The organism is Lacrimispora sp. BS-2, assembly GCF_040207125.1.
Lineage (GTDB): Bacteria > Bacillota > Clostridia > Lachnospirales > Lachnospiraceae > Lacrimispora.
The window spans coordinates 1,427,428-1,439,745 of record NZ_CP157940.1 but is presented as its reverse complement, the minus strand read 5'-3'; the positions used below and the strand labels follow the sequence as shown (position 1 = coordinate 1,439,745).

The window sequence follows — 12,318 nt, the reverse complement described above, 5'->3', positions numbered from 1 at the left end:
GGTTCATATGAAACATCCCCGGTGTGTCAATTTAGTCTTCCTTAGACCAGCCATAAGCATATTTAACTGCCTTATTCCAACCGCGGATCCTCTTCGTTCTCTGCTCTTCCCCGATTTCAGGCTGGAACTGTCTGTCGATTGCCCAGTTCTTGACCACATCTTCCTTGGTGGCCCAGTAGCCAACTGCCAGACCCGCCAGATAAGCGGCTCCCATCGCCGTTGTCTCCACACACTGCGGACGGTGGACCGGGGCGTTGATAATATCAGCCTGAGTCTGCATCAGATAGTTGTTGGCACTGGCACCGCCGTCGACTTTAAGAGCAGCTAGCGCAATCCCGGAATCCGCTTTCATCGCCTGCAGGACATCATTGACCTGATAGCAGAGTGAATCCAGAGTGGACCGGATAATATGATATTTATTGACACCGCGGGTCAGGCCCACAATCGTTCCCCGTGCATACTGATCCCAGTGAGGTGCTCCCAGACCGGTAAATGCCGGTACTACGTAACAGCCGTTGGTATCTTTTACTTTCCTTGCCATATATTCGGAATCAGGTGCAGAGTCAATGATTTTCAGCTCGTCACGCAGCCACTGAATAGCCGCACCGGCCACGAATATGGAACCTTCCAGAGCATAATTGACTTTGCCATCTAAGCCCCAGGCAATGGTAGTAACCAGCCCATTCTTTGAGAAGACAGGCTTCTCTCCGGTATTCATCAGCATGAAGCATCCGGTTCCGTATGTATTCTTTGCCTCTCCCGGATTGTAACAGGTCTGGCCGAATAGTGCAGCCTGCTGGTCTCCTGCCGCACCGCCGATCGGAATCACACCGCCCAGGAATTGGGGCTCTGTCTCTCCATATACGCAGCTTGACGGTTTGGCTTCCGGAAGCATACATTTTGGAATGTTCAGTTCCGCCAGAATTTCCTCGTCCCATTCCAGGGTATTGATATTAAACAGCATGGTCCGGGACGCGTTGGAGTAATCGGTGACATGCACGGCCCCCTTGGTCAGCTTCCAGATCAGCCAGGTTTCCACGGTACCAAACAGAAGCTCGCCTCTTTCTGCACGCTCCCTGGCACCTTCCACTTCATCCAGGATCCATTTCAGCTTGGTTCCGGAAAAATATGCGTCGATTACCAGACCGGTCTTGGCACGGAATGAGTCAACCAGACCCTTTTCTTTTAAGGAGTCACAATATTCTGAAGTTCTCCGGCATTGCCATACGATTGCGTGATATACCGGCTCACCGGTCTTCTTATCCCATACAATCGTAGTTTCACGCTGGTTTGTAATACCGATTGCCGCAATATCTTCGGCCCCCGCACCGATCTTTGACATTGCTTCTACCGCAACGCCCAACTGGGTGGACCAAATCTCATTCGCATCGTGCTCAACCCAGCCGGGTTTCGGGAAGTACTGTGTAAATTCCTTCTGAGCAACACTGCACATCTCTCCCTTTTCATTGAAGAGAATACAGCGATTACTTGTTGTCCCCGCATCCAATGCCATTACATACTTTGCCATAAAAGACCTCCTTTAACAATTTGGTTAATATTTGCCTTTATTGTACCAACTATTCTCTCCGGAAAGAACAGTATAGTTACCCCATGTATTGCAGTTAAAGCTTCCACACATCCTGGTTTGTGGATGATACCGAGATGGCCCCCGCCAACAGTGCGGCCATCACATCCTCCTTCTCCGAGATCAGCCCTCCGGCAATCACCGGAACCTTCACGAGATGGCTGACCCGCCGGATCATCTTTGGCATCAGCCCCGGCAGAATCTCGATGATATCCGGTCGTACCTGACTCACCTGTTTTTCAATATTCTCAAACGCCATTGAGTCCAGGATAAAAACTCTCAGCGTCGTGTACAGCGACAGCTCCTTGGCACGCTTAATCATTGCCGGCCTGGTCGAAATGATTCCGTCCACTTCCGTATAATTTTTGATATAATCCACAGCAATTTCCTTGCTGCTGAGCCCCGCAATCAGATCGATATGTACCATTACAACCTTGCCTGACTGCTTGATCTCTTTTACAATAGAATCTATATTGCAGATATCGCCAAACAGAACAAAAACTACTTTTACATCTTCCGCCTCGCAGCAGGCCTTTAGGCCCTCCATATCCTTAACGGCTGCGATCACCGGGCTTGCCTCAATCAGGTCGTATAATTTCTGATCCATGGAATCTCCTTTTCCTGCATACAATGTGCCCCTAGAAAAAAAGAGCATAGAATATAAACAACATTTCTGTTGTTATCCCATGCTCTCCGTCATCTCTGCACAATGTATTAACCTTAATTCAATATAGCACATTGCACACGAATTTTCAATAGCTTCGATTTAATTGTGATGATTTGCACATATTTTCAACGTATTTGTTGTTTTGGTTTATTAAGTTTTCACAAATATTTATAAAAATTTCATACTTCAACAGTTAAAATTTTAACAAATTAACAATTTCCTCAATCGTTTTACTTCCCATATAAGTATCACGGTCATTGGTGATCATCATAGGCACTCTTGAAATGTTGAATTTTTCCACCAGCTCCGGGTAAAGAGCCGCGTCAATCATTTCGGCCTCAATGCCTGGGTTTAAAATAGCGATTTGCTGACATGCCGCTACCACTGCCGGGCAGTGATGGCATGACAGGGACACACAGATCTTGATATTCGCTTTTTTCTTCAACTTACCAATGCGTTTTTTTAACTTTTCCGGTACTTCCTGACCGCCTCCCGACAGATTCAGGACAGCAAGAACAAAGGAGTTGATCTCCTTTCCCCCGGGCACCCCGTGAAAGGTTATCCGCCGGTATTCGCCGTCCTTGTAAAGCCCGGTTACCGGCAGATAAGCCGTATCGAGCTCAGGAACCTGGGCGGCTGCCTCCGCTGGGGTGTAGAGTTCCACACGTAACTGCTCCCCCAGCTCCGAAATAACATGCAGAAATGATGCCATCTCGGAATCCTTTTCCTGTTCCATATCAACCACAGCCTTTAGCACTACCGGTTCCGGCATCTTGGAAAAAATGCCGTTTAGCTGCTCCCTTAACGCTTCGTCGATCAGGCTGCTTGTCTTTGGTATCCTTGACAAATCAATCATTTGAATTCCTCCTGTCAGGTTTCGCCTGCGGTACATTTGCTGTACCGTGATATAGTAGCAGTTTCATCATACCATATCAGCGAAAGATTGGCTATAAAGCTTTATTATTGTTTAATGCTCCTTATCAATATGCAAAATTGTATTTAGCAGTACATTAGCCCCTTTTAAGCAGTTTTCTACTGGAGTATATTCGATCTCACAATGACTATGGCCTCCTACACTTGGCACAAATATCATGGTAGTGGGAACCATATCTATAGCAAACTGCGCATCATGGCCAGGGCCGCTGTAGATTCTCCGATTGGAATAGCCGCATTCCTGTGCGCTCATTTCTACATAATCAACCAGTTCGGCAGTAAAGCTTACGGTCTTACGTGACCATGCTTCCTCATAGCTCACTTTGCATTGCTCCACAACGCTTGGAATTTTTTTAATTACTGCAAGTACCTGCCTGATCACTTCAGGATCCTGATGTCTTGCATCCAGGGTGATTTTTACTTCATCCGGTATTATGGTATGAATGTTCGGATGGGCAGAAATCTTTCCTGTGGTATAAACCAGTTTGCCATCTAACTGGTCCAGCTCATCATGGAGATATTGAATGGTTTTTACTGCTGCATAAAGAGCATCCTTACGGTATTTCATAGGCGTTGTTCCGGCGTGGCCTGCCTGTCCGGTAAAAGTAAATTCGTAATTGATCATGCCGCAGACACCTTCTACCACTCCAATATCTACCCCTTCTGCTTCCAGTACCGGGCCCTGTTCAATATGCAGTTCCACCAAAGCCTTTGTTTTAGACGGATCCAGCCGGTTTTCTTCCCTTCCTTTAAAACCGCTTTTTTCCAAAGCCTCTCCGAACGTATATCCTGGAATGTCTTTTGCCTGTGAAGCCAGCATGGTTTCCTTGTCAAATTTTCCGCAAATAACACCGGAAGACATCATTGCCGGTTCAAATCTGGCTCCTTCTTCGTTGGTCCATACAATAACCGTAATTGGATGCCTGTGAGGTATTTTTTCTTTTACTATGGTTTCTGCCACTTCCATTGCGGTTAAAACACCCAGAATCCCATCATAATTTCCGCCCTGCCGTACGGAATCCATATGAGAACCTGAGACTATGGCAGGCAAATCTTCTGTTCCGTCAATGGTTGCATATATATTTGCCATATCGTCTGTTGCAATGGAGGCACCAATTGCCTCCATGCGCTTTACGAATTCTTTTCTTGCGGCTAAGGCTTCTTCCGATAAGGAAAATCTGGTAATTCCACCCCTTCCCGTATTTCCAAACCGGCTGAAAGTTTTAATCTTATCTTCCATTCTTTCATAATTGCACTGAATCATGTTACCTACCTCCTTTTATGAACAACACATACAAGATTACCTTTTTAAAGGATTTGCTGATTTTATGCTGTCAAAAGAAGTATAACATATTTATAGACAATTTTGAACATGTTATACTTCATAGATTTTATGCCCTAAATTGAAAAAGTAAATTCCACTCTATTGATCCATACTGGAATTTAGTCTTGCACAAGTAGAATTTAATCTTTCATATGAAAGAATAGCTATCCATTTCTGTCTTGAACACCCTGTACCGAAAGGCAGATTACCTGTCAAGGGCTTGCCCCCTTGACGGGGATATCTGGTCTTACGGTATCATTTCTCATAAACAGAAAGAATAAGCTCCATTACTATGGAATTTACTTCTGCATAGGCCAAGAATGCCTATAAAAAACGCTTGACACAATATAAAGTTTTTTCAGAATAAACCACTCTATATGTTCCAAATAGTGAATTGAGTTTTCCTAACAAATTCGATAAATTCTAGGAATTATAAAGGTGCGGTAGAATTTAATCTTGCACTGGAATTTACTTTTTCAAGTCAGCATAGATTTTATGCAACTATATGGAATGTAATCTTTTGCTTCATTCTCTTTCAAAACATTAAATATTATTTTAGTCTGAGATATTATTATAACGATTAAGTTTTATAGAATTGTTATTTTCATGCGGTTGACTAAGCAACAACTTTACTGGTATAATTGAGTTGTTGCTTTGGATATCTGATCTGACATTATAATCCATCATCATATCTTGAATTTATAAATAACCAGTAACGTTTCATTTTCCAGCAAGCAAGGCCCGTTGCAGGCTGCCTGGCGGATAAAACCACAGGTTTGTTGGAAGACCTTGGAAGATGTATTGTCCAATCATCCCATGTAAGAACTTTTAAAATAAAATTTGAATAAACTTCTGATAGTTTCGTAAAAGTAGAGAAGCTTTCGTTTTTCGTTGCAAAAATCTCCATAAGAAGTTTGTTTTTTATGGAGTGAATAAAATATGTAAGGAGAGGTTAAATGGGAAAAAGCAAAAAGCGGCAGGTATCAATTGAAAGAGCAGAGGAATTAAAGGGGAGAATTGAAGATTTTTTAGAAGCCCGCAAGGGGATTCCAAAGGGAATGGACCTGGAGAAAGAATTCATTAAGAGGAAAGCCAAAATATTAGAGGTACTGGATGCCACAGAAGAAAACTGGAATGATTATCAGTGGCAGTTAACCCATAAGATAACGGATGTTGAGACCTTAAGTAAAATCGTTTTCTTAAGTGAAACAGAAAAAATGCGCATTAAAAAGGTTGAGAAGAAGTTCAGGTGGGCGGTTTCTCCCTATTATTTAAGTCTGGCAGATCCGGATGACAGGTATGATCCCATACGGTTATTATCAATTCCAACCTATAAAGAATTGGAGGATTCCTGCACGGATCTCGATCCTATGGGTGAGGAATTTACAAATCCGGCGGGCTGCATTACAAGACGGTATCCGGACCGGCTGATTATTAATGTGACCAATGAGTGTGCCATGTATTGCAGGCACTGTCAGAGAAGAAGGAATATCGGTGAAGAGGATGTCCATAGATCCCGTAATATGATCCAGGAGTCTATTGATTATATAAGGGAAAATGAAGAAATCAGGGATGTGCTGATCACTGGCGGGGACGCCCTGTGCCTTTCTGATGAGGACCTTGAGTGGCTGATAAAGCAGCTGAAAGAGATACCCCATATTGACTATATCCGCCTGGGTACCAGATGCCTGGTAACCATGCCTCAAAGGATAACGGATCAATTATGCTCCATGCTGAAAAAATATCATCCGATTTATATAAACACTCATTTCAATCATCCCATAGAAATTACGAAAGAGTCAAAAGCGGCATGTGAAAAACTGGCTGATTCCGGGATCGTTCTGGGAAATCAGGCCGTGCTGCTAAATGGAATTAATAATGATAAGTACATCATGCGGGTACTTAATCATGAGCTGCTCAAATGCAGAGTAAGACCTTATTACATCTTTCATGCAAAACATGTTCAGGGAACTGCTCATTTTAATACATCCATTGAAGACGGTATAGAGATCATGGAATATTTACGAGGCTATACTTCAGGCATGGCCATTCCTACATTTATAGTAAACGCTCCCAAGGGATTGGGGAAAACTCCTATCTTCCCCAATTACATTGTATCCCGGGGGCCAGGCTATGTTCAGCTGAGAACCTGGGAAGGAAATATCGTTAAATACGAAGATCATGAAACAAAGGATATCAGGAGTTATCTTGAATCCTGATGAAATTCCCGTCGCACTGGCAGTCATTCTGAGCGGAATTATATAGAAAAAAAGCATAGATTGAACATTGGACAAGATGGCTGACTTTGTTAGTTTCTTGTTTGGTGTTCAATCTATGCTTTTTAGAAAGTTATCATTGCTATTTCATCAATGAGCTTTTTTTCCTATGCTCCGGGACCGATCTCTCCGCCGGCTCCAGGGCCTTCCTGTACTTCCGGAATTTCCACGGTTTCTTTTTCCGGTTTTGTTTCCTTTTCTGTTTCTTTCTCCGGCTTCTTCTCTTCCTTGGTTTCCTTTATATTAGCCCCAGGTCCAATCAGGCTTCCGTCATCGTTGGTGGGAGCTACTGTACTCTCCTGCTCTGTTGTTTCAGGAACTGTTTCTTTCGTATTTTCTGCTGTAGTTTCTTTCACGCTTTCCTCTGTGGGAGCCTCCGTTTGTACAGGAGCGGTATTTTTTGAAGAAGAACTTTCCTTTTTCTTACCGCCTGAACTTCCCCCGGCCGGAGCATTCTTTCCAGGCTCCTTAAGACCGCTTTCCTGGGCGATCTTGTCGCTGATCTTCTTTACCGTTGAAGACGGAGTATAATCCTCCTGATTATAAAGGAACTGGTGGAGCTGGATGACGTTGCTCTCCAATGTAGTGGGGATAACACAATCCATTCTTCCGATCTTCATGGTAGTACGTGAAAATGGGAAACCGCCTGTTTCTCCTATGTGGTATTTATTGATTCCTTTGGCAATGGACAGAACATCATTCATGCCAATGCTGGTGGATATCTGTGGGAATACGGTAGAAACCAGGGTGCTTAGTGTACTAAAATCAGCCTTTTTCGCTTTTTCCATTGCAAGACTTATTACCTTGCGCTGCCGCTCTGTCCGGTTAAAATCCGTATCCATGAGACGGAGTCTGGCATAGGCCACAGCTTGTACCCCATCCAAATGGTTCATACCGGCTTTTTTTAACTGATAAGAACCGATTCCGGTGGAATTAACGGTCTCAGTTATAAAACCGTTGATGTAGGCAAATTCTGAATCCGTAATTTCCAGATCCACCCCGCCTAAAATGTTAATGGCATCAGCAACGGCCTTCCAGTTAAATGTGGCGTAATCATCTATGTTAAGATCCAGATTCTCATTTAATGCGTCTACTGCTTGTTTATGGCCGCCTTTAAAATAAGCCTCGTTAATCTTGTGATAGGTTCCTTTGCTGTTGATCTTTAAATATGTATCCCTGTAAACAGATACCAGTTTTATTTCGCCGGTAGCTTTATCAATGTTGCAGATCATTTCCACGTCAGATAGGGAGCCCTTTTCCAGACTGCCATCTCTCGCATCCACGCCAAAAATAGCAATGGTCCAAAATCCTTTCTGATGGGTACGCTGTTTCAATATAAAAAACCCGGCCAGCAGCACCAGTGCTAAAATTACAAGCTCCGTAAGTACCACTCTCTGCTTGTGTTTGCGCTTCCGCTTTTTACTTGCCTTCCGGTTGGCGTTATTTTGCGGCCCGTTATAACGGACACGCGGATTCCTTCCATCACCTGTACTATAATAAGTCCTGTCCCCTTTTGCCGTATGCGCTCCGTGCTTTTTTTCTGCCGGGCGCGCCCTGTCAGCACTCCCCGCTTTTCTGCTGCCCTCCCGCTTTTTGCGGGCCCGCATGCGGTCTAATTCATCCTCATAATCCATGACCGAATAATCAATCCTTTCCAATATTTTCTTTGGCAGATCCTATCTATTCTATCAGAAACCAGGCTGTAATTTCTTGCTTTTCTCTTAATTTTATCAGTCAATCAGCTTTCTGCAGTAAGGCCAGTTTGCATCCATTGTTGTAACCGTTACATTATTGACCAATGCGCTGGATTCGTGGATCACCGTCATATTTCCGTTGCTCTCCCAACAGAGAAACATGACCACATGGGCGTCATCTCCTGTCTTTAAGAGAATATCGCCTGACTGTAAGTCATTTTTCTGGATAGGGGTTCCGCAGGAAATCAGACCTCCTGTACTCTCACAGGACAAACGCTTACTGAGAGCGGACCAGTATACCCAGCTGATCCAGCCGGAGCAGTCCAGCCCCTTCATGGAACGGCCTTTTTCATCCGGTGATACCAGGGACCCGAAATTGTTTTTTTCATAGCCTGCAGATGATGGCTTGCCGCCCCAGTAGTAAGGAACTCTTCCTACGGAGGACAAGGCATAATGGATCAGTTTTTTCCGGTCTTCTGAAAGATTTTCAGGAAGGCGGCTCATATAATTGTTAATTTCCTCATAGGAAAGGGGATTGGTGATAAATGAAGGGGAAAGGGTTAAGCCGTAGCATTCTGACCAGTCCTGTTTTGCCAGATCAGAGGCATAGGTTTTGTTCTCCTCCGTCCAACCCTGCCAGAGGCCCTCTTCTTTTGGCTCATTTCCAACGGCATCAAGGGCAAATAAGCCCTTCTTTGGGTCTGAAAGTCCTGCAATCACCGCTTTCACGTGAAGATCCACGTGTCCGGGACAGACGGAAGGCAAAGCTGCTTCTGTTTCTGCCGGAGCTTCCGTTTCTGGTTGTGCTGCTGCCGCTGCGGCTTCCCTAAGTGCGATACCAGGTCCGATTTCCTTTGAAGGAAGGAGAGCCTCCGCATTGCCTGTGGCACTTTCTCCGGCGGCAGAAGATTCCGGAACAACCGCCGTTTCTGCCTGGGCCGGTGTGGCTGTCCGTTCCAGCTGGGGGACGGCTGCTTTCCCTTCCAGGGTACCGCCGCAATCATAGACCTCACTGATGGAATACTGGAAGCTGTGAGAGCTTTCCCACAGCTTAAGGGCATAACTTAAAAAAGCATCGTAATCCTCCGGTGCACTATAATAAAAATATGTATTGGCCATTGCCATGATTTCCTGGATATTGGACTGAGGGGAGATCATGTTCCCTTTTTCATCATAAAAGGCAATATCAATCTTATTGAAGGAAAGCCCTTTTAATGGAGCTGTTGGAATTCCAAGGCTTGATGCGGCCTGTTCAGGGCTTTTACTGGCCAGCTGGTAAATGGAAGCCAGCCAATCCGAATCCTTGCGGGAAAGGGCTTCCGCTGCTTCTGCTCCCAGGCTTTTTTCCTGGCTGTCGCCTTCTCCATAAATAAATGCAAGATTAAATGTGGAAAGGGAAGGAACAAAAGGAGCAGGTTCCTCTGCTGCTTCCTCGGGGATTTCCTCTTTTACTTCGGCTTTTGCCAGAAAGGTGGTTTCTGCTGCCGGTATGATATTAAGTCTATCGTAGGGTGAAGTATAAGATTGGGAATATGTGCAAAGGCACACACTCATAAGAGCCATAAACATGGCGGCTGATATCTGTACTTTGACCGTTTTTTTCAAATTCATCTGCTATCGTTCCCGTAATTTTTTTCTAGAATAGAACTATAGCATAGTCCGAGACCAAAATACAGAAAAAAAGATTTAATAGTTTATTAAGATTGGTGAAAGGGTCAATAGACTGTGGCTGCATCAGAAAGAATTAAGGCATCAATGGCAGCAGCAACTCCATCCTCATCGTTATTTCTGGTTATGAGGCGTGCTCTGCGTTTTATTATTTCCGAGGCATTGCCCATGGCAATGGTATACCCTAACGGAAGGGTGAGCATGGATAAGTCGTTTTCACTGTCTCCAATGGCAAGGATTTCCCTGGGACGGATGTTGGCGCTTGCCGCATAATCCATAAGGACTGATCCCTTTTGCGCCCTTATGTGAGTCAGTTCCAGATTGGAGGGGGCCGATGAAGCAATTGAAATTCCTTCTTCTTTTTCCAGAGCACAGCGAATCTGCTTTAAGACTTCCGGGTTTTCATGGACAACAGACATTTTATAAATCTCCCAGGAGGATCTAAGAAGCACTTCTTCTGTTGTAAAGCGAAACCGCGCTGCAATGGTCTCGTAGGTATGCTCATCGGAAACCATAGGAAGAAAAATCTTATCCTCAAAGCTTTTCCGAAAGTCTTCCGTGGTGGAGGTGGTGTAACTTCCCTCTTCTGTCATAAAGTCATAAAGAACGGAAAACGGGCGGCAAATGTTGAGAATACGGTTTACCTGTTTTTTTAACAGCGGCTGCTTTCTCAGTTGTATTCCAAAGCTGTTAAAAACGGCAGCGCCGTTCATGCAAATGATATCACAGGAAATTCCGGCTTCTTTTAAGGGGGAAAAAGCATCCTCAAAGTTTCTGCCTGTGCAGACTACAAAACCGATGTTTTTCCGCCTGAGAGCCTCAATGGCGGCAATATTTAAGGCGGAAATCTTTCCATACCGGTTTAGAAGAGTTCCATCCATGTCAGATGCGACTAATCGTATCATATGATCTTCCTTTCTTATCTATAATTTCTTTTGCAATATCAGGATAATTGGTAATTATGGCATCAATCTCCTGCTCTGCAAGGTATTTCATCATGTTTTTGTCATCCACGGTCCAGACATGGAGCAGAAGCTTTCTTTTTTTTGCGCTCTTGATCAGTTTTTTAGACCGGAGGAGGTTGAGAGACGGATGAAGTGCATCTGCCCCCAGTAATTTTGCGTATCCGGTAACGTTAATAAAACCGTCTGAAATAAGAAGGCCGGTTAATGCATTGGGATTTAGTTTCTTTACCTTCACAATGCTGGGGGGATGGAAGGAGGAATAGATGACCCGTTCCTCTAACCCGGCATTTTTAACCTGCTTTAATACTTCCTTCTCAATTCCTCTGTAACGGAAGTTCCCTGTTTTCAGTTCGATATTAACAGTAAGATCAAAAGGCTTTACAAGCTCCAATACTTCTGTCAGTTCTGGAATGGCTGAGCTGCCAAATTCCGGCCGGATTTTGCTGCAATGAAACCTTTTCAGTTCTTCCATGGTGAAGTCTTTTACATAACCGGTGCCGTCGCAGGTGCGGTCAATGGTCTCATCGTGTATGACAGCCAGCTTCCCATCTTTTGTCATTTGTATGTCCAGTTCTATTCCGTCTGCTTTCTGCCTGATGGCCAGTTCAAAAGCCTCCAGCGTATTTTCCGGCGCATAAGCGGAAGCGCCTCTGTGAGCCCAAACTTTTGTTCTCATCTGTCAATATCCTTTCGAAATAAATCCAGCCGTTAATAAGATTATAGTCTTCAATGGACTTATTGATGCTCATGTTTTCGAACTCTGTTTCCACGATCTGCCTTGCTTCAGGGAATACGCTGAGAAGAGCTCCTGCGGACTGAGGTGTGGAATCATAACCTTTCTGCATATCATAAATTCATTTTATAGAATTGATGTAAAATGAAAAAGGTACTTTTCGTAAAATGAATGTAAATCATGGTATTGACGCACAAACGATCAAAGGCTATAATAAACTAGATTTATGAAGGAGGCATAAATAACAATAGCAAAGCTAAGCGCCATGTACCTGTTGATACGATCGTGAACATTTTTCCCAGGAAAATGGTATCAAGGGTTGACGAGGTGAAGGGTTATCGAATTTTCGGCGGATGCCCTTCCATGCCCCTCCGGGCGTGTATCCTACGTGAAATATGCGGGTAACTGCAAAACAAACGCGTTGGAACCGGAGATATAACAGAATGTGATAAAAGCTGCCGTTTTTAAAATTT

General features: G+C 44.2%; 9 protein-coding genes. 1 reads left to right on the top strand and 8 read right to left on the bottom strand.

Going from position 1 to position 12,318, the window contains the following annotated elements; translation table 11 throughout:
- Positions 1–31: 31 nt before the first annotated feature.
- The 4 genes from glpK to ABFV83_RS06815 all read right to left on the bottom strand — a co-directional run bounded on the left by glpK (position 32) and on the right by ABFV83_RS06815 (position 4,449).
- Positions 32–1,528: a glycerol kinase GlpK gene (gene glpK, locus ABFV83_RS06830; protein WP_349948159.1), complete on the bottom strand. Its 1,497-nt coding sequence runs from the start codon at positions 1,526–1,528 to the stop codon at positions 32–34.
- A 94-nt stretch (positions 1,529–1,622) separates the two neighbouring features.
- The gene (locus ABFV83_RS06825) at positions 1,623–2,192 is read right to left on the bottom strand and encodes a glycerol-3-phosphate responsive antiterminator (protein WP_349948158.1); all 570 of its coding nucleotides are present in this window, start codon (positions 2,190–2,192) and stop codon (positions 1,623–1,625) included.
- A 253-nt stretch (positions 2,193–2,445) separates the two neighbouring features.
- On the bottom strand, positions 2,446–3,108 hold the full coding sequence (locus ABFV83_RS06820) for a thioredoxin family protein (RefSeq protein WP_349948157.1): 663 nt from the start codon (positions 3,106–3,108) through the stop codon (positions 2,446–2,448).
- A 111-nt stretch (positions 3,109–3,219) separates the two neighbouring features.
- Positions 3,220–4,449 carry a Zn-dependent hydrolase gene (locus ABFV83_RS06815; RefSeq protein WP_349948156.1) on the bottom strand — a complete coding sequence of 410 codons (1,230 nt, stop codon included), beginning with the start codon at positions 4,447–4,449 and terminating at the stop codon, positions 3,220–3,222.
- 1,016 nt (positions 4,450–5,465) lie between these two features.
- Between ABFV83_RS06815 and eam the strand changes: the two genes are divergently transcribed.
- The gene (eam, locus tag ABFV83_RS06810; protein WP_349948155.1) at positions 5,466–6,728 is read left to right on the top strand and encodes a glutamate 2,3-aminomutase; all 1,263 of its coding nucleotides are present in this window, start codon (positions 5,466–5,468) and stop codon (positions 6,726–6,728) included.
- Between the two features lie 164 nt (positions 6,729–6,892).
- On the opposite strand, the gene ABFV83_RS06805 is transcribed toward eam, so the two are convergent.
- The 4 genes from ABFV83_RS06805 to ABFV83_RS06790 all read right to left on the bottom strand — a co-directional run bounded on the left by ABFV83_RS06805 (position 6,893) and on the right by ABFV83_RS06790 (position 11,788).
- Positions 6,893–8,443: an LCP family protein gene (locus ABFV83_RS06805; protein WP_349948154.1), complete on the bottom strand. Its 1,551-nt coding sequence runs from the start codon at positions 8,441–8,443 to the stop codon at positions 6,893–6,895.
- A 72-nt stretch (positions 8,444–8,515) separates the two neighbouring features.
- Positions 8,516–10,090, bottom strand: a complete 1,575-nt coding sequence (locus ABFV83_RS06800; RefSeq protein WP_349948153.1) for an NlpC/P60 family protein — start codon at positions 10,088–10,090, stop codon at positions 8,516–8,518.
- A 104-nt stretch (positions 10,091–10,194) separates the two neighbouring features.
- Positions 10,195–11,052 carry a Cof-type HAD-IIB family hydrolase gene (locus tag ABFV83_RS06795; RefSeq protein ID WP_349948152.1) on the bottom strand — a complete coding sequence of 286 codons (858 nt, stop codon included), beginning with the start codon at positions 11,050–11,052 and terminating at the stop codon, positions 10,195–10,197.
- Entirely contained in the window at positions 11,030–11,788 is a 759-nt protein-coding gene (locus tag ABFV83_RS06790) for a glycerophosphodiester phosphodiesterase (protein ID WP_349948151.1), read from the bottom strand. Before ABFV83_RS06790 ends, ABFV83_RS06795 begins: the two co-directional genes overlap by 23 nt.
- Positions 11,789–12,318: the final 530 nt, after the last annotated feature.

Coding starts and splice junctions, on each gene's coding strand:
- ABFV83_RS06825 (WP_349948158.1), bottom strand. CDS start 2,192: ATGGATCAGAAATTATACGACCTGATTGAGGCAAGCCCGGTGATCGCA.
- ABFV83_RS06815 (WP_349948156.1), bottom strand. CDS start 4,449: ATGATTCAGTGCAATTATGAAAGAATGGAAGATAAGATTAAAACTTTC.
- ABFV83_RS06800 (WP_349948153.1), bottom strand. CDS start 10,090: ATGAATTTGAAAAAAACGGTCAAAGTACAGATATCAGCCGCCATGTTT.
- ABFV83_RS06790 (WP_349948151.1), bottom strand. CDS start 11,788: ATGAGAACAAAAGTTTGGGCTCACAGAGGCGCTTCCGCTTATGCGCCG.
- glpK (WP_349948159.1), bottom strand. CDS start 1,528: ATGGCAAAGTATGTAATGGCATTGGATGCGGGGACAACAAGTAATCGC.
- ABFV83_RS06795 (WP_349948152.1), bottom strand. CDS start 11,052: ATGATACGATTAGTCGCATCTGACATGGATGGAACTCTTCTAAACCGG.
- ABFV83_RS06820 (WP_349948157.1), bottom strand. CDS start 3,108: ATGATTGATTTGTCAAGGATACCAAAGACAAGCAGCCTGATCGACGAA.
- eam (WP_349948155.1), top strand. CDS start 5,466: ATGGGAAAAAGCAAAAAGCGGCAGGTATCAATTGAAAGAGCAGAGGAA.